This window comes from Streptomyces sp. NPDC005408, from assembly GCF_040606445.1.
Lineage (GTDB): Bacteria > Actinomycetota > Actinomycetes > Streptomycetales > Streptomycetaceae > Streptomyces.
Window position 1 is genome coordinate 1 of sequence record NZ_JBEXEX010000053.1, and the last position, 21,028, is coordinate 21,028.

The 21,028-nt window shown below is 69.4% G+C and carries 18 protein-coding genes; 7 read left to right on the forward strand and 11 right to left on the reverse strand.

The annotated features are described in order from the left end of the window. Nucleotides 1-111 precede the first annotated feature (111 nt). From ABZS64_RS32320 to ABZS64_RS32350, 7 genes are all read right to left on the reverse strand, one after another. Nucleotides 112-990, reverse strand: a complete 879-nt coding sequence (locus tag ABZS64_RS32320) for a carbohydrate kinase family protein (protein ID WP_355837488.1) — start codon at nt 988-990, stop codon at nt 112-114. 119 nt (nt 991-1,109) lie between these two features. Beyond that, the gene (locus ABZS64_RS32325; protein WP_355837404.1) at nt 1,110-1,730 is read right to left on the reverse strand and encodes a TetR family transcriptional regulator C-terminal domain-containing protein; all 621 of its coding nucleotides are present in this window, start codon (nt 1,728-1,730) and stop codon (nt 1,110-1,112) included. Nucleotides 1,731-1,734: 4 nt separating this feature from the next. Continuing rightward, nucleotides 1,735-4,035: an acetate--CoA ligase family protein gene (locus ABZS64_RS32330; protein ID WP_355837406.1), complete on the reverse strand. Its 2,301-nt coding sequence runs from the start codon at nt 4,033-4,035 to the stop codon at nt 1,735-1,737. Continuing rightward, complete coding sequence (locus ABZS64_RS32335) at nt 4,032-5,213, reverse strand: Glu/Leu/Phe/Val dehydrogenase dimerization domain-containing protein (RefSeq protein ID WP_355837408.1); 1,182 nt, start codon at nt 5,211-5,213, stop codon at nt 4,032-4,034. Before ABZS64_RS32335 ends, ABZS64_RS32330 begins: the two co-directional genes overlap by 4 nt. Continuing rightward, nucleotides 5,210-7,009, reverse strand: coding sequence for a thiamine pyrophosphate-dependent enzyme (locus ABZS64_RS32340; protein ID WP_355837410.1), 1,800 nt, complete (start codon nt 7,007-7,009; stop codon nt 5,210-5,212). Before ABZS64_RS32340 ends, ABZS64_RS32335 begins: the two co-directional genes overlap by 4 nt. A 1-nt stretch (nt 7,010) precedes the next feature. Further along, nucleotides 7,011-8,168 (reverse strand): acyl-CoA dehydrogenase family protein, encoded by a 1,158-nt coding sequence (locus ABZS64_RS32345; RefSeq protein ID WP_355837412.1) that lies wholly within the window; start codon nt 8,166-8,168, stop codon nt 7,011-7,013. Nucleotides 8,169-8,316: 148 nt separating this feature from the next. After that, nucleotides 8,317-8,895 (reverse strand): carboxymuconolactone decarboxylase family protein, encoded by a 579-nt coding sequence (locus ABZS64_RS32350; RefSeq protein WP_355837414.1) that lies wholly within the window; start codon nt 8,893-8,895, stop codon nt 8,317-8,319. Nucleotides 8,896-9,030: 135 nt separating this feature from the next. On the opposite strand from ABZS64_RS32350, the gene ABZS64_RS32355 reads away from it, so the two are divergent. From ABZS64_RS32355 to ABZS64_RS32385, 7 genes are all read left to right on the forward strand, one after another. After that, nucleotides 9,031-9,468 (forward strand): PPOX class F420-dependent oxidoreductase, encoded by a 438-nt coding sequence (locus tag ABZS64_RS32355; protein WP_355837416.1) that lies wholly within the window; start codon nt 9,031-9,033, stop codon nt 9,466-9,468. A 51-nt stretch (nt 9,469-9,519) separates the two neighbouring features. Then, nucleotides 9,520-10,701: an MBL fold metallo-hydrolase gene (locus ABZS64_RS32360; RefSeq protein WP_355837418.1), complete on the forward strand. Its 1,182-nt coding sequence runs from the start codon at nt 9,520-9,522 to the stop codon at nt 10,699-10,701. A 1,044-nt stretch (nt 10,702-11,745) separates the two neighbouring features. Further along, nucleotides 11,746-13,128 (forward strand): ATP-binding protein, encoded by a 1,383-nt coding sequence (locus tag ABZS64_RS32365; protein WP_355837420.1) that lies wholly within the window; start codon nt 11,746-11,748, stop codon nt 13,126-13,128. Between the two features lie 54 nt (nt 13,129-13,182). Continuing rightward, the gene (locus ABZS64_RS32370) at nt 13,183-13,569 is read left to right on the forward strand and encodes a roadblock/LC7 domain-containing protein (protein ID WP_355837422.1); all 387 of its coding nucleotides are present in this window, start codon (nt 13,183-13,185) and stop codon (nt 13,567-13,569) included. Next, nucleotides 13,566-13,937, forward strand: a complete 372-nt coding sequence (locus ABZS64_RS32375; protein ID WP_355837424.1) for a DUF742 domain-containing protein — start codon at nt 13,566-13,568, stop codon at nt 13,935-13,937. Before ABZS64_RS32370 ends, ABZS64_RS32375 begins: the two co-directional genes overlap by 4 nt. Beyond that, nucleotides 13,918-14,541: an ATP/GTP-binding protein gene (locus tag ABZS64_RS32380; protein WP_355837426.1), complete on the forward strand. Its 624-nt coding sequence runs from the start codon at nt 13,918-13,920 to the stop codon at nt 14,539-14,541. Before ABZS64_RS32375 ends, ABZS64_RS32380 begins: the two co-directional genes overlap by 20 nt. Further along, nucleotides 14,538-16,007, forward strand: coding sequence for a cytochrome P450 (locus ABZS64_RS32385; RefSeq protein WP_355837428.1), 1,470 nt, complete (start codon nt 14,538-14,540; stop codon nt 16,005-16,007). The genes ABZS64_RS32380 and ABZS64_RS32385 overlap by 4 nt, the downstream gene beginning before the upstream one ends. A gap of 66 nt (nt 16,008-16,073) precedes the next feature. Here the strand turns inward: ABZS64_RS32385 and ABZS64_RS32390 are convergent, their stop codons facing one another. The 4 genes from ABZS64_RS32390 to ABZS64_RS32405 all read right to left on the reverse strand — a co-directional run bounded on the left by ABZS64_RS32390 (nt 16,074) and on the right by ABZS64_RS32405 (nt 20,883). Then, on the reverse strand, nt 16,074-17,276 hold the full coding sequence (locus ABZS64_RS32390) for an aminotransferase class I/II-fold pyridoxal phosphate-dependent enzyme (protein ID WP_355837430.1): 1,203 nt from the start codon (nt 17,274-17,276) through the stop codon (nt 16,074-16,076). Nucleotides 17,277-17,281: 5 nt separating this feature from the next. Continuing rightward, entirely contained in the window at nt 17,282-18,292 is a 1,011-nt protein-coding gene (locus tag ABZS64_RS32395) for a tryptophan dimethylallyltransferase family protein (protein ID WP_355837432.1), read from the reverse strand. Nucleotides 18,293-18,679: 387 nt separating this feature from the next. Next, complete coding sequence (locus tag ABZS64_RS32400; protein ID WP_355837434.1) at nt 18,680-19,831, reverse strand: enolase C-terminal domain-like protein; 1,152 nt, start codon at nt 19,829-19,831, stop codon at nt 18,680-18,682. Continuing rightward, nucleotides 19,831-20,883, reverse strand: a complete 1,053-nt coding sequence (locus ABZS64_RS32405; RefSeq protein ID WP_355837490.1) for a LacI family DNA-binding transcriptional regulator — start codon at nt 20,881-20,883, stop codon at nt 19,831-19,833. Before ABZS64_RS32405 ends, ABZS64_RS32400 begins: the two co-directional genes overlap by 1 nt. Nucleotides 20,884-21,028 lie beyond the last annotated feature (145 nt).

The window sequence follows — 21,028 nt, forward strand, 5'->3', positions numbered from 1 at the left end:
GCCTTCGGCGGGGGGACCCCCATCCTCCGGCCTGCGATGCACCACGCCAGACCCCGCTCACTGATCCAGCCTGATCGACCGGACAGGACCTAGCCGGGCAGCCCGCCGGTGTCAGGTCTGGGCCCCCTGGAGGTCCGCCGGGCCGATCAGTGCCGTGCTGCCCTCGCCCGTACAGGCGTGTGCGCCCGCCAGCGCGCCGAGCCGGGCGCTCTCCTCCAGGCCACGGCCTGCCAGCCGCCCGTACAGAAAGCCGCAGACATACGCGTCGCCCGCGCCGTTGGAGTCCACCACCGGAGCGGGCGGCACCACCGCCGGGACCGGGCGAGGGGTGCTGCTGCCGTCCCGGGTCAGCAGATACGAGCCTCCCGCACCGGCCGTCGCGACCACCGCCTCGGCCCGTCCGTCGCGCAGGATCTCCCGCATCACCGACGCTATCCGCTCACCCGCGCCCGCCGCGCTGAGGAAGACCAGGTCCGAGCGGAGCGCGAACTCCCGGTGGTGGTCGGCCAGTCCGTCCCAGTCGTGCAGATCGGTGGAGACCGGGACGCCCAGCTCCTCGATGTCGTCGAAGAGGAACCGCGCGAAGTTCACGATCGAGAGATGGACATGGCGGGCCCGCCGCAGATGGGGGAGGTAGGCCTCGCGCGGCATGCGCAACTCCCCCGGATCGCGGGCGTCGTAGAAGGACATCCGGCGGCCCGCGGGGTCGACGAGATTGACCGCGCGCCGGGTTCCGGCGGGGGATATGAGCGGCTCGAAGGCCACTCCGCCGGCGGCGAGCCGGTCCTGGACCTGGCGTCCGGGCCAGTCGTCGCCGACGTAGTCGAGGAGTCTGACCTTCAGTCCGAGAGCCCGGCAGCCGAGAGCGACATTGCCGCCGGTGTGGCCGGGCCATTCGCGGATGGGGCCGACCCCGACGGAGTCGGCGAGCGGGACGGGCAGGGAGTCGACGCGGACGACCGTGTCGACGCCGCTGCCGCCGACGACCAGTACATCGGGTGCGTCGTATTCGCTTTCGTCGTATTCGCGTGCGTCGTAAGGGAGTTGATCCGTCTGCTGTTGCTGCGACAGGTGAGACACAGTCGCCCAGTATGACTGCCGGGCCGTGTTCAGCGTGCGGCGGCGGTGAGCGCCGCGCGTTCCACGCCGAGCTCACGGGCGAGCGCCTCGTCGGTCCACTCCAGCATCGCGGCACGGGAGAGCGACCCGGCGTACGAGGTCATCTGCACGGCGAGCCCGTCCAGAAACGCCGTCAGGCGCCAAGCCGTTGCCGCCGGGTCCTCGCACGGGAACTCGCCCGCCGCCGCGCCCTCCGCGATGACCTCGGTCAGTGCGGCCTTCCACTGCTGGTCGAGATCGCGCGCCACCTCCCGCAGGGCGGGCTCACGCAGCGCGGCCGCCCAGCCCTCGATCCACAGGCGCCAGCCCTTGGCCGTCCCCGTGGGCGCGTACCAGCGGACCGCGGCGCGCAGCCGGCGCAGCGCGGTGGTGCGGCGCCCCAGCAGTTTGCGCAGATGGGCGAGATCGCCGTCGGCGGCGTGGGCGAAGGCCGCCGCGACGAGCTTCTCCTTGGTCGAGAAGTGGTAGAGGACCAGGGCGTTGCTCACCCCCAGCACGGAGGCGACATCGGCGATCCGCACGGCCGCCACCCCGTGCTCCTCGATCTGCTCAACGGCGGCGCCGAGCAGCTCCTCACGCCTCTCCGCCACGTTCAACCGGACTCTAGCCACGCCATCACCCTACACAGCCGATCTTGGGCGCGGTCCGTACACCGTGTGCGTCGAGCGCGACGGCCCCGCCGGGGTGCACGAGCAGCGGGTTCACCTCCAGCTCCGACAGCTCGGGGTGCTCGGCGGCGGCCCGGGACAGGGCGCACAGCGCGGCCACCGCAGCGTCCAGGAGTACGGGTGGAGCCCCGCGCCAGCCGGTCAGCAGTGGGGCGTGGCGCAGCGAGAGCAGCAACGCGCGGGCGCGTTCGGGGGTGAGCGGGGCGAGGGCGACGGCCGTGTCCGCGAGGAGTTCGGCGGTGACGCCGCCGATCCCGGCCATGGCGACGGGGCCGAAGGCGGGGTCCTGCCGTACGCCGACGATGAGTTCGACGGCGTACGGCGGTGCCGCCATCGCCTCGACGGCGTAGTGCTCGGCCCCGGTGGCAGCACTCATCCGCGCGAACGCGGCCCGCAGCGCGCCCTCGTCGGCAATGTGCAGGGCGACCCCGCCGGCCTCGGTCTTGTGGGCCAGACCCATCGCCTTGAGGGCCAGGGGATACCCGGTGCGATCGGCGGCTTCGACGGCCGCGTCGGCGCTGCGCACGAACTCCGCGGCGGGGAAGGTCAGTCCGTAGGAGGCGAGCAGCTCGCGCATCGTCTCGTACCCGCCGTCGGGCACGGTGTACCGGGCCGGAGTGGGGAGCGTCGGCGGGGGCGCCGGGCTCTGCCGCCGGGCCACGGCGGCGAGAGCGGTCGCCGCCTGCTCGATGCGCTCGTAGACGGGTATGCGCCCTTCCCGCAGGACGGCCAGTGCGGGGGTGTCCAGGGCCATGGTGTGGACGACGAGGGTACGGCCCGAATCATGTGCGGCGCCGATGAGTTGACGGGCTACGGTGCACTCGAGGTCGGCCTGGGCGGGGTTGGCGGTGGCGTAGTCGCCGAAGTATCCCGTCAGGACGACGGCGTCAGCGTCCTCACTGGACAGCAGGGCGCGGGCGATGCGTGCGTAACTGCCCAGATCGGCCTCTCCGGCGCCCGCCAGATCGACGGGGTTGCCGCACTCCGAACGCCCTGGGAGATGCCGGGCGACCTCGGCGGCGGTGGCGCCGGAGAGCGGGGATATCTCGACCCCGCTCACGGCAAACGCATCGGCGGCAAGGGCGCCTTGCCCGCCGCTGTCGCCGACGATAGCGACACGAAGCGGTGTGCGGTGCGGGGCTGCGGCCCGCGGTGCGCCGGTAGTTGGCGCGTCCCCGGCGGCGGGGCGGGCCGCCTTGCCGCCGCGTGCGGCGACGGGACCCGCTGCCGGGTGAGCCGTCCTCGGCTGCCCGAGCACCGGCTCGGGTGCCGCGCGGGCCGCCTCGGGCGGGTTGGCGACGGGGTCCCCCGTCGTGCGGGGCGTGTCCGGCTGGGCGGCTCCCGCCGCAGCCGGGACAGGCGTGCACGGCTGAGGTGGGACGCCGTCCGACAGCAACAGCACTGCCGTGTCCACCAGTTCCCCCGCCGTGTTCAGCAGCAGCGCCCCCGCGTCGCGGCAGACCGCCTCCACCGTCGCCCGTGCGCTCACCAGCGCGCCCGTGTGGGATGCCGCCGCGCGGCCCGCGGCCGCGCTCGCGCCCACTGTCAGCAGCAGGACCGGCTTTCCCGCCGCGCTCGCGGATGCGAGGACGCGGGCCAGTCGGCGGCCGTCGCGGAAGTCCTCCACGTACGCCGCGATCACCCGCGTCGGGACGTGCGCGATCAGCGCCTCCAGCGCGTCCGCCGCGTCGATGTCGCGCTGGTTGCCGAGCGAGACGAAGCGCGAGAAGCCCTGCCCGGCGCGGGCGAGCAGGCGGCCGATCTCCAGGGCGAGGTTGCCGCTCTGCGACACCAGGCCGACGTCGCCCGCCGGGAACTCGCCCCAGCTGAGCCGCAGTTCACTGGTGGTGTCCACGATGCCCATGCAGTTGGGGCCCAGCAGCCGTGCCCCGTGCGCCCGGACGAGTTCCGCCAGCTCCCGTTCCTCCGCTGCGCTCGTACCGCCCGAGGTGATGACCGTGAAACAGCGCGCCCCGGCCGTGAGCCCTTCGGTCACCACGGGCCGGACATGCTGCGGGGGGACGGCGATCACCACATGGTCCGCGCCTTCCGGCAGCGCGGCCAGGCCGGGGAGGAAGGGCACCCCGTCGAGTGCGCCGCCACGCCGGTTGACGAGGTGGACCGTGCGGCGGGCGCGCCCCGCAAGCGCCCCGGACGCCAGCCAGTAGCCCCACTTCTCCGGGTTGTCCGAGGCGCCGACGACGGCGACCGATCCCGGGTCGAAGAGAGCGTCGAGCGAAGCCGTCATCTGTACCAGCCGAAGCGCTCGGCGATGACCGGCAGCCGGTCCGCGACGATCGCGTGCGCGGCAGCCCGCGGAGTCGTCCCGTCCGCCTCGGCGCGCGCCAGCATCTGGTCGATCAGCGCGCGCATCGAGCGACGGGTGTACGCGAACGCCTCGTCCGCATCCGCGTCGATGTCGCCGAACAGCGTCCACCACCACCATGCGTTCGTACCGGAGTTGACGACCACGTCGGGCAGGACCGTGATCCCGCGCCGCGCGAGCATCTCCTCGGCGTCCGGCAGCACCGGCATGTTCGCCGCCTCGACGATCCAACGAGCCGTGATCTGCGCCTGGTTGGCCGTGTCCACGGCATACGAGACGGCGGCGGGCACCAGCACCTCCGCGTCGACGGAGAGCCAGGCGTCGCCCGGCAGTTCCAGGTCCTCGGGCCGCAGTGCCGTACGGTCGACGGTGCCGTACGAGTCCCGCGCGGCCAGCAGCGCCTCGACGTCCAGGCCGTCGGGGTTGGCCACCGTGCCCTTGATGTCGGCGACGGCGACGATCTTCAGCCCGGCCCGGGCGAGGAAGCGGGCGGTCGCGCCGCCCATGGTGCCGAGTCCCTGCACGGAGACCCGCGTTCCCTCGTACGCCGTCCCCGCCCGGTCGAGGGCGACCAGCACCGACTCGGCCACGCCGCAGCCCCCGACCAGCTCGTCGAGGCCGATGCCGTCGACTTCCACGGCGAAGGCGTCCGAGAGCCGCTGCCGGGCCGACGCCTCGTCGTCGAGCAGCCGGTAGACCGCCTGGATGGAGGAGACGAGACCGGCATCCGCGGCGGCGCGGTCGACGATGTCCTGGGTGAGGCCGAGGTCCTCGCCGGTGGTCCACATCGTCTCGATGTACGGGCGCACGGCGCGCAGATAGCGGACGAGGATCCCGTACGCCTGCGGGTCCTGCGGGTCGCAGTCGATGCCGCCCTTCGCGCCGCCGAGCGGGATGTACCGCCCGTCGGGGTTGTAGTGCAGGGCCTCCTTCATCGTCATCCCGCGGGCCAGCCCGGTCACTTCGTCCAGCGTGCAGCCCTCACGCATCCGCAGTCCGCCGCTGGACACCCCGCGCACGAGCCGGTCGACGACCAGATGGCCCTGGCGCCCGGTGACATGGTCGGTCCAGGTGAGCGACAGCAGGGGAGTGGTGGTCATCGGGCGGTCTCCTCGGGAACGGTGATCACGGTGGGGCCGGGGGTGGCCAGTGCCCGGGTGAGGGCGGTGGCGAGCGCGCCGGGGGTGGTGGCGTGCACACCGTGCCCGCCGTAGGCGCGGGCGAGGGCGGGCAGATCGACGGGCGCGAGATCGACGGCGGCGGGGGCGTCGCCGCGCGCGGCCATCTCGTCGCGGATTTCTCCGTAGCCGCCGTTGTCGAACACCACGATGGGCAGGGGGAGGTGAAGCTGGGCGGCGGTGGCGAGCTCCTGTACGGAGAACTGCAGCCCGCCGTCCCCGCTGAGCGCGATCACCTGACGGTCCGGGTAGGCGGTCTTGGCGCCGATCGCGGCGGGCAGCGCATAACCGAGGGTGCCGAACCCGGTGGGGTGCAGATAGCGGGCCGCGGGGCCGATGGGCAGATGCGGCAGGGCGCCGTAGTAGCAGCACTGGGCGCTGTCGGAGGTGATGACCGCGTCGGCGGCGATGACGGTACGGATCGCCCGGAGGTACGGCAGCCAACGCGCGTCCCGCTCCCGGGTCTCGGCGTCCCGCGCGAGCCGCAGGGCGGCGACCTGCTCTTCGACGGCCGCGGCAGGCGCGTCGGCGCGGTCATCGTCCGCGTCGTCCGCGTCGTCCGCGTCGTTGGCGCCTTCGGCGTCGTCCGCGAGGCGCAGCTTGGCGGCACCGGGCGTTACGCTGCCGGCGCGCGCTTCGCCGCTCTCCGTGTCCCGCACGAGATGCAGGCCCACGGCACGCGCCGACGCACCCGGTCCGGCGCCGACCTGGGCAGCGCCTGCGTCCCCGAGCTCGTCCACCAGCACATCCAGCACCTGCCGCGCGTCGCCCACCAGGGCCACGTCCGCCGGGAGTGCCGCGTACATCTGCGCGGGGTCCACGTCGACACGCACCAGCGTCCCGCCGAGCGACGGCGGCGCCGACGACCACAGGTCGGACTCGGCCAGCTCCGTCCCCACGGCCAGCACCACATCGCGGTCCGCCAGCCACTTCTGTACGGCCGGGCTGTGCAGTGAGACGCCCAGCGACAGCGGATGGGACTCGTGCACGATCCCCTTGCCGTTGGCGGTGGTGACGACGGGTGCGCTCAACTCCTCGGCCAGCGCCAGCAGTTCAACGGCGGCGCCGCGCGCGCCGCCGCCGAGCACGAGCGCGGGCCGGCTCGCCGCGCGCAGGGCGTCGACGGCCTGCCTGAGATCGCTCGCCGGGGGAATCTGCGGCCCGGTCGGAGGGGCGCTGCGTACCTCACGCACCTCCTCCGCGGCCTCCAGCAGATCGAGGGGAATCTCGATGTGCACGGGCCGCGGCCGTCCGGTGGCGAAGAGCGTGAAGGCCCGCGCGACGGCAGCGCCGATCTCGTCGACGCTCGACACCCGGTGGCTGAACGCCGCCACGCCCCGCAGCGCTTCGGTCTGGCTGCGCATCTCGTGCAGCAGCCCGGTCGACTGGCGTGGGTGGCGCAGCGGCATTCCGGGCGAGACGACGAGCAGCGGCACGCTGTCGGAGTACGCCTGGCCGACCGCAGCGGCGATGTTCAGCAGTGCGGGCCCCGTGGTGGTGATCGCGACCCCGGGCCGCCCGCTGACCCGTGCGTACGCATCGGCCGCGTACCCCGCGCCCTGCTCATGACGTGGCGTCACATGGGCGATTCCGTAGGCCGCGAGATGCCGGTAGATCTCCAGGTTGTGGGTGCCGGGAATCCCGAAGGCCTGGGTGACGCCGTGCGCCGTCAGCGCCCGGACGACGGCCTCGCCGCCCGTCACAGCCGTCGACGCCATGTCACATGCTCCTGGAGATGATCAGCCGCATGATGTCAGATGTGCCTTCCTCGATCTCCTCCAGCTTGGCGTCCCGCATCCACTGCTCCACGGGGAACTCGCGGGAGTACCCCCATCCGCCCAGCGTCTGGACCGCCGCCCAGGTGCAGTAGGCCGCCGTCTCCGACGCCGTCAGCTTGGCCATCGCCGCTTCGGTGGTGGCGTCCAGGCCCGCGTCGAGCCGCTTCGCCGCTCGCCACGTCATCAGCCGTGCCTGCTCGATACGGGTACGCATGTCGGCGAGCCGGAAGGCCACGGCCTGGTGCTCGATGATCGGCTTGCCGAACTGCACCCGCGTCTTGGCGTAGTCGCGCGCGTACTCGTACGCGGCCCGGGCCACGCCCGTCGCCGCCGCGCCGAGCACCGCGCGCGAGATGTCGAATGTGCGCATGAGGCCGTGGAAGCCCTCGCCCTCGCCGCCGAGCCGGTCCGCCTCGGGAACGAAGGCGTCGGAGAAGAAGATCTCCCGGCAGACGATCGCCCGCTGGCCCATCTTGCGCATGGGCTCGCCGAAGGTGACCCCTTCCGTGCCCTTGCGGAAGAGGAAGGCGCTCACTCCGCGCGAGCGCTCCGCCGGGTCGGTCTTGGCGAAGACGACGTACTGCTCGGCCTCACCGGCGTTGGAGATCCATGCCTTCTGGCCGCTGAGCAGATAGCCGCCCCCGGTCCTCGTCGCCGTCGTCACGATGGAGGCGGCGTCCGAGCCCGATCCCGGTTCGGTGGTCGCCAGCGCCGTCATCGGGGTGTCAGGTCCTGCGAGCGGGGTGAGCCAGGTCCGCTTCTGCTCCTCGCTGCCGAGGGCGAGCAGCGGGTCCGCGAAGAAGCCGTTGGAGCAGAGCAGATTGCCGATGCCGAGATCGCCGACGCAGAGCTCCTCCTGGACGAGGCACTGCGTGAAGACATCGGTGTAGCCGCCGCCTCCGTACTCCTCGGGGAGCATGAAGCCGGTGATGCCGACCTTCGCGGCCTTGCGCCACAGGTCCCATGGCGTCTCGGTGTCCGCCTCGTCCACCGCGCGCGCCCGTGGCCGGATCTCCTCGCGGGCGAACGCGCGGCCGAGCTCGACGATGTCGCGCTGTTCGGTCGTGAGCGGGACCAGCTCGGTGGGGAGCTCGGACATGGTGCCTCCAGGCACGACGACGGTGGAGTAACTGAACCGTCAGTCAGTATCTGGAGGCGCGGACTCCCCTGTCAACATGATCGTCAGCATGTCCGGCCCGGACGTCCGGCGGCCGCTGAGGGCTCGGCGGAGGGCCGGGGCGGAGGGCTCAGGCGGACGCGGACCTCGGCCGGGCCTCGCGGACCGGGATCTCGCAGTTGTCCTTGAAGCCCTGGCTGGTCAGGCCGAGCGCGGAGTTCATCCGCGAGCGCAGATTCTCCACCGCCACGATCGCCGTGAGCTCGACGAACGCGGCCTCGCCCAGCGTCGTGAGCAGCCGCTCGGCCTGCTCGTCCCCGACCTCGGGCGGATTGGCCGTCATGGCCTCCGCGTACTCCATGACATCGCGTTCCAGCCGGGTGTACACATCGCTGTCGCGCCACACCGGCACATCGCGCAGCTTGCGTACGTCCATGCCGCGCTCCTGGCTCTCCCAGTGACCGAAGTCCATGCACCAACTGCATCCGATCGACGCGGCCGACGCCATCACGGCCAGCGCCTTCAGATCGGCGTCGAGATGCTTCCACTTGGCCACCGACAGCTCGAAACGCAGGTCGCTCCAGAGCACCCGGGGGTTGTGGGCCAGCGCCCGGGCGGGGTCGAGGACCTTTCCGTACGTGCGCTTGGAGTACCAATCCGTGAAACGGAGGAGCAGCGAACGGCGCGGGGTGAGGGAGATACGGGCCATGACGGGCCTCCTGAGCTCTGGACGGTGCCCTTTCACGCGTACGACGGACGGGGCGCCCCCGGATGTGACATCGGGAACCACGGGCCAGGAAAGAATCTTCAGGAACACCCGCACCAGGACGCGCGTTGCCTGGTCATGACGGAAAGTGCGCAGCAGGACGCCTTGCTCAAGCTTGTCGCCGAGCAGAGCGGCGGGGTGCTGGTCACCCTCAAGCGGGACGGCAGGCCCCAGCTGTCCAATGTGAACCACTTCTACTACCCGGACGAGCGGACCATCCGGGTGTCGATCACGGACGGCCGCGCCAAGACCGCGAACCTGCGCCGTGACCCCCGTGCCTCGTACCACGTCACCAGCCACGACCGCTGGGCCTGGACGGTCGCCGAGGGCATCGCCGAGCTGTCCCCGGTCGCGGCCGATCCGTACGACGCGACGGTCGAGGAACTGATCACCCTCTACCGCGACGTCCAGGGCGAGCACCCGGACTGGGACGACTACCGCGCTGCCATGGTCCGTGACCGGCGCATCGTGCTGAGGCTGCGCGTGGAACGGGCCTATGGCCAGCCCCGCGGCTGAGCCGGACCCCACGCACATAATGAAGAGACCACACCGACACCAGGAGGTGCCGTGACCAGCACTGGTCCCCACAGTCCGCTGAGTTCCCGGCTGCGCGCCCTGCGTCCGGCCGCGTTCGGCGCCGACCCGTCCGGAGAGCGGTGGGAGCGGATCCAGCGCTCGCCGAACTTCTCCGAGGGCACCTTCCAGAACCCCGTGGGAGCCAGGACCAGGCCATCCGGCGGTTCCATGATCGAGTTCGCCAAGATCTATTTCCGCAAGGAGGCGCGGGCCCGGCGCTCCCCGATCGGCCTGGTGCCCGTGCATGCCACCACCCTCGCCGACTGGGCCAAGCCGCCCGCCTCCGGGCTGCGGCTCACCTGGATGGGACACTCCAGCGTCCTGGCCGAGATCGACGGCCGGCGGGTGCTCTTCGACCCGGTCTGGGGCGAGCGCTGTTCACCCTTCCCCTTCGCCGGTCCCAAGCGGCTGCACCCCGCTCCCGTCCCGCTCGCGGCCCTCGGTCCGGTCGATGTCGTCGTGATCTCCCACGACCACTACGACCACCTCGACCTGCCCACCATCCGGGCCCTGGCCTCCACCGACACGGTCTTCGCGGTTCCTCTCGGCGTCGGCGCGCACCTCGAGTACTGGGGCGTGCCCGCCGACAGGCTGCGCGAGCTGGACTGGAACGAATCGACGGAGGTGGCGGGCCTCCGGCTGACCGCGACCCCCGCCCGGCACTTCTGCGGCCGCGGTATCCGCAACCAGCAGCACACGCTCTGGGCGTCCTGGGCCGTCGCGGGCCCCGATCACCGCGTGTACCACAGCGGTGACACCGGATACTTCCCCGGCTTCACGGACATCGGCGCCGAGCACGGCCCGTTCGACGCCACCATGATCCAGATCGGCGCGTACAGCGAATACTGGCCCGACATCCATATGACACCCACCGAAGGCATGCGCGCCCACCTCGACCTTCAGGGCGGCGAGCCGTCCGGCGCGATGCTGCCGATCCACTGGGGCACGTTCAACCTCGCGCCGCATCCGTGGGCCGAGCCCGGTGAGGGCACGGTCGCAGCGGCGGCCGCGGAAGGCGCGCGTATCGCGGTGCCGCGGCCCGGCGAGCCCTTCGAGCCGACGGCCGAGAGTGTTCCGTCCGAGTTGTGGTGGCGGGCGGTGGCGACCGCTCCCGCCCAGGGCTGGGCCGCCTCCGGCGGCAAGGGCAGCCCCGAGGTGGCGCCGACCGCCTGATCGCCAAACGCGTCCCTGGGGCCGTCGGCCCCAGCCCCGGCGCCGTCCGGACCCGGCCGAAAGCACCACCGCGGGTCAGGGCGGCGGTTTCGGGCTGCCGTGCGAAGCCTCATACCACAGCGGGATTAATAGTGGGCAAGTTTGTCAACTGCCCGTCGCACGTGCCCGATTGGCGACTACCGTCTGTGCCTGGTGATCGACGATGGGCTCTTCCTGTGTGAGCCGAGCCTGTCGCCGAGCCGAGCTGCCCGTTTGCAGTACGCCGATTCCTGGGGCCCACGTACCAAGGACGCTGATGTCTCAATTACGCGCACCCGCCGCACGGTGGGACCGCCGGGAGGGCGGGCGGCATGGCCGGCCAGGCGCCCGCTCCCCGTCACCGCCGCCTCGCCACCCGCATCCGAAGGCACGCGGAGAACCTCGCCATCGTCGGCGCGGCTTGCTGTCCGGCCTCGGCGAATTCCCAGACGGGCCCGCGTAATTGTGGCCCTGCCCATGGGCCGGCACTCCTGGACGAGGTCAACGGCACCTTTTTGCTGTCGGGGCATCAAATCGCCCAATTCCCAATTCCGTTGAATATCCTGGGGTAAACGATTCTGCTGAATTTCGCACATGAGTACGTTCATGTGATATATGCATTCAGGCCGCAGAATCACTCCGACCCCGCTATGCTCGCTGTCGCGCAGCGAGTTGCGGCAATTACCACACGTCGCCACTGGCTGTCGTGGTGCCGCAGATCGCACGAGGGCTCGGGCGTCCTGGGACCCGGCTCCATGCGCGCGGAACGCCGCCTTGGAATGCGCTGCGGCCAAGCATTGGTGAGCGCGACCCGACGGTCGGCGTTCTGGTTCACGCGGCCCTTCTCCTGGTGCCCAAATATGCCATGTATGTCGCCCTATTCCTTCCATTAGCGCTCTGAGGATGCCGATGGTTCATGCTGATTCGTCACCCAGAGGGTCGGGGCCCGCCTCCACCCGAATGTGGCTGCTGCCACCCGCACTACTGGCCGCGTGTACGGCTGTTGCCGTGTCGTTGACGCCTTCAATGGCCCGTGCCCAGGTCGCCTGGATCGGCATCGTCGCGACGGCGGTAGCGGCCGTCGCAGCCGCGGAGGCGGCACGCCGGGGACGCGCGATCGGCGAACTGCGCAGGCAGTACGCCGAGAGAGAGGCAATCCTGCATCAGCATCTGGCCGAGCAGGAGGCCGCAACAGTACGGATGGCCAAGGAGACTCTGCCGGCGGCCATGGCCGAGCTTCAGCAAGGCGCACCGGCCGAGGAGGTGCTGCGCGGCATCGTCCATGTGGCCCGCGTCAGCCCCCAGTTCGAAGCCGCGCACCAGGCAGTGCTGCGCTACGTGCTGCACGCGGTGGAGGCCGAGGAGGATCTGCGTGACTCCGCCCAGCGGGCCTTCGTCAACATCGCCCGACGCGTCCAGGCCATCGTCCACCAACAGGCCCAGGAACTGCGGGAGATGGAGGACCGTCACGGTCAGGATCCCGAAGTGTTCGGCGACTTGCTGCACCTCGATCACAGGACCGCACTGATCGGCCGGCTTGCGGACAGCATCGCCGTACTCGGTGGGGCCCGGCCAGGCCGTCAATGGCAGCAGAACGTACCGCTGTTCAATGTGCTGCGCGGTGCCATGTCCCGGATCATCGACTACCAGCGTGTCGATCTGCACTCCGTGGCCGAGGTCGGCGTTCTCGGCCGAGCGGTCGAACCGCTGATCCACGCCCTGTCCGAGCTGCTGGACAACGCCACTCGCTATTCACCGCCGGAAACAAGTGTCCATCTGACTGCGATCGAGATCCAGTCCGGTGTGGCCATCGAGATCGAGGATGCCGGCGTCGGTCTGACCGACGAAGCCCGCGCCCGGGCCGAGCGGGCCCTGGCGCAGAACTCCTCCAGCGGACTGGACCTCGACGACCTCGGTGAGTCACCACGACTCGGCCTGGCCGTGGTCGGCCGGCTTTCCCACACAAACAACTTCAGGGTCTCCCTCCGTCCGTCCGCGTACGGCGGCGTGCGCCTCGTCCTGATCGTCCCGCCGGACCTGATCACTCCGACTCCGGCGCCCGGCGGAGCGCTGGCAAAGGCCGCCGTCCTGCCGCCGCCCCGGCGCAGCGCCGGGCCGAGGCACCGCTCCCCGGTGACCGTTGAGGAGCCTGTGCCCGCCGCCGCTCCGCGCGGCGCCAATGGGCTCCCGCAGCGCAGGCGCCGTATGCGCGACGTGGGTCCCCCCATGCGGCCGAAGCCTGCAGTTTCGACCACCACCACTGACTCCACGTCCCCGGTGTCAGCTGATGCACCCCCACAGGCCGGGATGTGGCTGGCCGCCTTCCAGCAGGGCGTGTCCGGCGAGTCCCGAGCCGAGTCCCCGGCGCATCGTCCCCATGGCCTGAGCGACAAAGAGTCCGAGCAGTAACTGAGTCATTAGGTAAGGAAGAGTAACTAAGTGGTGACACAGCAGCGGCTCAATATGGACTGGATGCTGGAGGGCCTGGCGTCCAGTGTTCCGCAGACCCGTGAGGTCGTGGTGCTGTCCTCGGACGGTTTGTGTATGGCGCAATTCGGTACGGACGAGGACACTGCAGATCGCCTCGCTGCCGCCTGTGCCGGACTACAAAGCCTGTCGGCGGCCATCGCCGCGGAATTCCCGCACGGCAACGGCCGGATGAAACTCGTTGTCATCGAGGTCAACGGCGGCTTCTTCTATCTGATGGCGGCCGGCGCCGGAGCATATCTGGCGGTGCTGGCCGACGATGACGTGGATGCCGGGCTCATGGGAGAGCGTATGCGGGACCTGGTCGCCCGGATCGGTCAGCACCTCACCAGCCCGCCGCGGGCCGACCGGCAGGTCCCATGAGCGACCCGAACCAGGAACAGCCCAGGGGCTGGCAAGAAGGCGGTCCCGAAAGGCTCTACGTCATTACGTCCGGCCGGGCTACGCCCGCCGAAAAATCCCGCCTGGACATGGTCACGCTCATCGTGACCCGGCACGGGTCCAGTTCGAGCATGCAGCCCGAACAGGCGGCCATCGTCCGCTTATGCGACTACCCGCTGTCTGTCGCCGAGATCTCCGCGTACCTTCACCTGCCCATCAGCGTGATCACGGTACTGCTCGCGGATCTGCTGGAGAGCGGCCATGTCGAAGCCCGGGCACCGATCCCGTCCGCGTCGTTGCCCGATGTCGAACTCTTGGAGGCGGTGATGCATGGACTCCAGAATCTCTGAACCCGTAGTCGGTCCCCGGATCGAGGACACCCTGCCGGCATCGGTCACCACAGCGGTCAAGGTGGTGATCGTCGGCGGCTTCGGTGTCGGGAAGACCACCCTGGTCGGATCGGTCAGTGAGATCCGGCCGTTGACCACCGAGGAGACCATGACGCAGGCCGGGGTCGGGGTGGACGACATCGCCGGAGTCGAGCGCAAGACCGAGACCACCGTGGCCATGGACTTCGGCCGGATCAGCCTGAATGACGAACTGGTGCTGTATCTGTTCGGCACCCCGGGCCAGCAGCGCTTCTGGTTCCTGTGGGACGGCCTCTTCGAAGGCGCGTTGGGCGCGGTGGTCCTGATCGACGCACGGCGGCTGGAAGACAGCTTCGATGTGATGGGCCGGCTGGAGGAACGCGGCGTGCCCTTCATCGTCGCCATCAACGCCTTCCCGGACGCTCCCTCGTACCCGTTGTCCGAGCTCCGGGCCGCCCTGGATGTTCCCGAGACCGTCCCCATGATCGATTGTGACGCTCGCAGCCGCATTTCCAGCCGCGATGCCCTGCTGACCCTTGTGCGCTATCTGCACACCCTTACCACCACAACCCCGGAGTCCTGGTGACCGCCTCTTTCCCCGACCAGCCCCACACCACGTCTGCATCCGGTCCGCCTCCGGGGTGTCCGGCGCACGCCCAGTTCGGGAGCGCTGACGGACTGGCGCGCCTTTTCGGGCCCGAGGCGGCCGAGGACCCCATGGGCTTGTACGAGCGGCTGCGCGCCCAGCATGGTCCTGTCGCGCCCATTTTGCTGGACGGCGACCTTCCGGCCTGGATTGTCCTCGGCTACCGCGAGATCCTCCAAGTCGCAGGTACACCCTCCCGGTTCAGTCGCGACTCCCGCACCTGGCGCTGGTTCAGGGAAGGCAAGGTCCCGCCGGATTCCCCACTGCTCCCGATGATCGCCTGGCAGCCGGTCTGCCTGTTCCTGGACGGTGAGGAACGCAATCGTCTGCGCCTGGCGGTCACCGATGGTCTGGAGCGCTTCAACCGCCGTGGAATTCGACGCCATGTCACCCGCTTCACCCACCAGTTGATCGACGGCTTCGCCGCCCGGGGAGAAGCAGATCTGGTCGCCGAGTTCGCGGACCACCTGCCCATGCTCGTCCTGACGCAACTTCTGGGCATGCCCGACGAGTACGGTCCGCGGCTGGTCGAAGCCAGCAGAGACATGGTGGCGGGCACAGAGACGTCGGTAGCCAGCAACCAGTTCATTGTGGAGACGCTCCAGCAGCTCGTGTGGCGCAAGCGTGCAAACCCCGGCCACGACGTCACGTCCTGGCTGATTGAACACTCCTCCAAGCTGACCGATGAGGAGGTCTGGAATCACCTGCGGGTCATTCTCATCGCCGCGAACGAAACCACGGTCAACCTGCTCAAGAGCACCCTGCGGATGGTGCTCACCGATCCCCGTTGCCACGCGTCGCTGGCCGGCGGTCAGATGACTCTGCCCGACGTGGTGGAGCAGGTGCTGTGGAGCGAACCGCCCCTCATGACCATCCCTGGGCGCTGGGCTTCCGTGGACACGGAGGTCGGCGGTCAGAAGGTCCAGGCGGGGGACATGTTGCTGCTTGGTCTGGCCGCCGGGAACCATGACCCGGCCGTCAGGCCCGACCTCACGGTTCCCCTGCACGGAAACCGCTCCCATCTCGCCTTCAGCAGCGGTCCGCAGGAGTGCCCCGGACAGGACATCGGCCGCGCCATCGCCGACACCGGCATCGACATCCTGCTCACGAGGCTGCCTGACGTACATCTGAGCATCCCCGAGGAGGAGTTGCGCTGGAAGTCGGGCTGGATGACGCGGCATCTGACAAGCCTCCCGGTGAAGTTCACCACGCGTCGGTCCGGGACGTTGGCCCCGTCTGCCGGGCCGGCCGGCGTCCACGCAGAGACCGAGCGTCCCCTCGGGGACGTCGCGTACGGCGGCTCGATGCCCAACTACCAGCCCGCCGTTCCCTCTCCGCCGGTCCCGGTTCCCAGGGCGCGCACACCCTGGTGGGACTCTCTGAAGGCTTGGCTGCGAGGGCGATAGTCCGGTTTTGGAGGGAGCACATCACAGCCTTCCGGTGGAACGCCTGCCGGGCACCGGCTCCTTGAGTCAGGTGCCCGGCGCAAGTCTGTGTACAGCCGTTTCTATGCGATTCAGTGCCTCTTTCATCATCCCCCGGGAAGTGGCATAGCTGATACGGATATTGCCTTCGGCGGCTGGGCCGAACCACTCAGGTGTGCCGGCCACCACTGCCACCCGGGCTTCCGTCAGGAGGAATCCGGCCATGGCGTGACTGCTCAACCCGGTGGAAGATATGTCAGGGAACAGGACGAACGTTCCGTCCGGACGGCTGCACGATATTCCGGGCATCGCGTTCAGCCGTTCCACACAGTAGTCCCGTGTCTCATGCAGATGTTCTAAGAAAGCATTCCGCCAGGGCCAGCCGTGACGCAGCGCAGCCAATGCGCCGACCTGGGCGAAGGGCGTCAGGCTGTACGCAGCGCCGAGACGCTGGAAGGTGAGTTGGAGATTGACCGCTTCTTGTGCACTTGGGGCGATCACAAATCCCATTCTTAGCCCAGGCAGTGCGAAAGTCTTGGAAAGCCCGGTCACCGTATAGGTCCTCCCGCTGGTTGCCGGGTCCAGGCTTGCCATGCTGACATGCGCTGCGGGAGGATACACGATTTCGTTCCAGACCTCGTCGGACAGAATCGGTATACCTCGTGCATCGGCTATGTGCGCTACCGCACGCAGCGTCTCTTCGGTAAAGACTGTGCCCAATGGGTTGTGCGGATTGCACAGACAGATCAGGGCGGTGCGGGGCGATATGAGAGAGGCGAGTCGGTCCGGGTCGAGCCGCCCTGTGTTCTTGTCTATCGGGCAGTACACTCGCCGCGCCCCCGCGGCATCGATGGCCTGACCGAACAGCAGGTCGACCGGATCGAGCAATATACACTCGTCGCCTTTCTGGCAAAGCAGGTGCACCACACCCCAGAGCGAAGCTGCCGTGCCGGAGGCCAGCACCACACAATCGGGGCCTGCATTGATCCCGTAACGAGCTTTCGCCACGGCGGAGAACGTTTCGCGGAGTTCGCTGAGTCCCTCGGGCGACGCATAGGGAAAATAGCCATCGGCAAGGGATGACATGATGGCATCCGTGACAGCCTGGGGCGCAGGGAAGTCTGGTTCCGCCGCGGTCAGCGGGATGACATCCGGCGGGTAGGCACCCCACCTGATATTTGATCGTCCCCGCAGTAACTCGGGCCGGATCTGCGAGTCATCGAAGAGCGATCCGGTCGCCTGAAGCGACATGGTGATCAGCCTCTCTGATAACGGGCAGGCGGGTATCGGTCGTACAGTTCCGATGACCAGTACGTGGTCATACGAGGACGGCCCTGCTGCACACGCACCGATGCGTACGTGTGAATCCCGCACCCCTCCGTCAGCGGGCGGCGGGCCACGCAGTTCAGAAGTGACTCATAGGAATCACTGGGGAGCCCGATATCGGCCATGACGGAGCTGACGCGGTCCCGTATTGTTCTGTCGCTCTCCGCGTACAGCCACAGCGGGACATAGGCCGTGGCGGATAAGGGGACATGCCCGCCGGTATCCGTAAACGTCAGATTGCTGACAATGGGTTGATCCGTGAGCTCACCGGCCCTGCCGGTCAGCTTACGGCAGAATTCGCCAAGGAGGCCGGCCTCGTGGTGGGCTGAAATCTCCATGCAGGCGTCAAGGTCGGCCGGGGCAATATCGTAGTGCCGGAAGTACACCTTCACCCGCGACTCGGGACTGTCGCTCAGGTCGAGGCCGAAGTAGACGATTCTGTCGAGGTCGAATCCCCGGCGAGCGTATGCGGTGATAGCCTCCCATGCCTTACCGAACCCCAAGCGGTCCAGCGCCTCGCGTGTCCTCTCGGAGCGGCTCATGCCATTATTGGCGTACGGGTTCAGATAGACTTTGAATTCGGGCCCTGACGTTGGCGTGAAGATGGCGGCATGCATCATGGCGAAGCCGGTCGGATCCTCGTTCGGCAGGAACAAATCCTCTACTGCTGCCAGTCGGCCGCCGGCAGCTCCAAAGTTTTCGATAAGCGCGTGAGTCAGACCGAGTGCCGACTTTTGTGCGGCGGGAGTGCTCGGCTCTTCGGGAAGCGCCTCCACGAGCACTCGGATTTGCGCACCGTGATCCGAAATGGCGGCGGAAAACTCGATCGGTGAACCGTCGGCACACACATCCGAGGACCATTCGGGATGGTCCGTGATCTTCCTTTCGCCCCATGGTGAAAGCATGGTGCGGAGAACCCTTGCCCCCTGTTCGCCATCCATGCCTGCACTGTCAAGGAGACGTGTGGCGGTGGCGATTCCGTAATCCAAGAACGTCGCACCGGTAGACACCCGTATTTCCGACTGCAGAGACAACTCCGTCCCCTTCTCTCACTGGATCTCCTCGTACGTGATCCTTCTACCCTGGCGCAAAACAGCCCTGTGCTCGCTGTGAGCATTACCCAGATGCTGAGCCCTGCATTCCTCGATGTATGCCGCTTTCGTGCATGTATGCGGGTTATCGGGGTTATGGCGTAGAAAAGGCGCAGGGGGCTGGTGAGGCATTCCCCGTCGGCGAGATGCGCCCTTGCCTGATTGATGTGCATGCTGTCGCCCAGAGCGACAGGAACAGTCTCATCGGGTTCCTCGCGCGCCCGACGCGCGCTGCTGTCAGCGGTGCTCCAGCACATCGACGGCCAACTCCCGCACCACCGTCTCGTCCACCTCGACCCCGAGCCCCGGCCCCTCGGGCACCTCGGCGACGCCGTTCACCACCCGTACCGTCTCGCCCGCGTAAGGGGAGTCGATGAACTGCCGGCCATTGAGATCGACCGGGGTGTCGATCCCGTACGCGGCGAACAGATGCAGCGAGGCGGCCAGGCCCAGATCGGAATCGGTCAGCCCCGAGCCCATCAGCCGTACCCCGCAGTCCTCGGCCAGCGAGCACAGCCTCCGCGACAGCGTGAGCCCGCCGCTGCGCTGCACCTTGGCGATCGCCACATCGACCGCCTCCAGCCGGACGAACGTCGCGAGATCCGTGGGGTGCCGCAAGCTCTCGTCGAGCGCCACCGGTACGGGGGAGTGCTCGCGCAGCCGCCGCAGCCCCGCGATGTCATTGGCGGGCAGAGGCTGCTCGAAGGCAGTGATCCCGATCGCGTCCAGCCGTCGCGCCATACGCAGCGCGGCATCCACGGTGTACGCCTGGTTGGCATCCACCCAGACCGGCGCACCCGGCGCATGCTCGCGCACCGCGGCCACCACGGCGGCGTCGGTGTCCTCGTCGTGCAGCCCGATCTTGACCTTGAACGCCCGGTATCCGGCGTCCGCCCCCTCGGCCACGCTGTCGCCCACCTCGGCGGGCGACTGCCCGGAGACGATCCACCCCAACTCGATGGCCTCCGACCGCCGTTGACCCCACAGCACACCCACCGGAACCCCGGCGGCCCGCCCCAGCAGATCGTGCAGCGCCACATCCACCGCGCTCTTGGCCAGCGGCGCGCCAATGGTGAACCCGCGGTTGACCGCCCGGTCGAAGGCGCTGTCCACGGCGTCCAGATTCCACGCGGGCATGCCGATGACCGCCGGGGCGAGATAGCGGTCGATGGTGGTGACGATGGACTCGGCGGTCTCGTACGTCCAGGCAGGGATGGGCGTGGCCTCGCCCCAGCCGTGCACCCCGTCCGCGCTGACCTTCACCAGGATCCGGAGTGACGGCTGCCCGGCGACGGCCACCGCGCCGCCCGAGACGCCGAAGGAGCGGCGGGTGGGCAGGGCGACCGCGAAGGTCTCGATGCGCTCGATCCTCATCGACTCGAACTTCATCAACAGGTCCTTTCCGTAAGGGAGTCCGCACGGGACTCGGGCGGAGGCGGTGCGACACTGGCGCGCAGGACGACCTCGCCACCGACCCGCAGCACCCGCGAGCGGGGCCCGCGCGGCTCGCGCAGGGCGAGGGCCATGACGTCCTGCCCCATGGCCGTGAGCGGCAGGGCGACGGTGGTGAGCGGCGGGGAGAGCTCCCGTACGAGAGGGATGTCGTCGAAGCCCGCGAGGGAGACGTCATAGGGCACCCGGACGCCTTCCTCCCGGAAGGCCGCCAGCGCGCCCACGGCCATCACGTCGGTCACCGCGAACACACAGGTGGGCCTGGTGGACCGGGTGAGCAGCTCACGGGCCGCCGCATACCCGCCGTCCCGTGTGAACGCGCCGCGCACGACCCGCTCAGAGGCCAGCGCGATCCCCGCTTCGGCCAGCCCTTCCCGGAATCCGGCCAGCCGGTCGGAGACGGTGGTCAGCTCGGGCGGCCCGCTGAGCACCGCGAACTCCCGGTGCCCGAGGGCCAGTAGGGCGCGCGCCAGTGCCGCCGCCCCCGCCCGGTTCTCGGGAAGTACGGCATCCACCCGCAGGCTGCGGTGCCGGCTGACGACCGCGACCCGCCCGCCCGCGCGCACATACGGCTCGAGCTCCGCCGCCATCGCCCGCTCCCAGGCCCGGTCCTGGAAGCCCGAGCCGATCAGCAGGATCGCGCGGGCCCGCTGGGCGCGCAGGGTGGAGACGTACGCGATCTCCCGCGCCGGTTCGCGGAAGGTGCTCGCCAGCATGACGAGCAGCTCCTGCTCGGCGGCGGCCCGCATGACCCCGCCCGCGATGGCGGCGAAGTAGGGATCGCCGACGTCGTGGCAGATGAGCCCCACGGTGTTGTTGGAGGCGCTGGCGAGCGCCTGGGCATGGGCGTTGGGGATATAGCTGAGCAGATCGGCCGCCGCGCGCACGCGCTGACGCAGATCCTCGCGGACCCGGGTGGTGCCGTTGAGCGCTCTGGACGCCGTGGCCAGGGAGACCCCCGCTCGGCGGGCGACGACGTCCAGCGTCACATGGGCCGGTGTTGCTTGCCGTTCACTCACTGCACCTCCCGAAACTTCGGGACGACCTATTGACCGTGCGTACAGGCAGTCATTAGCGTGGCGACACCTTATCAGAAAGCGCTTTCTGAAAGCGTTTTCCAGACAGCGGGATCCC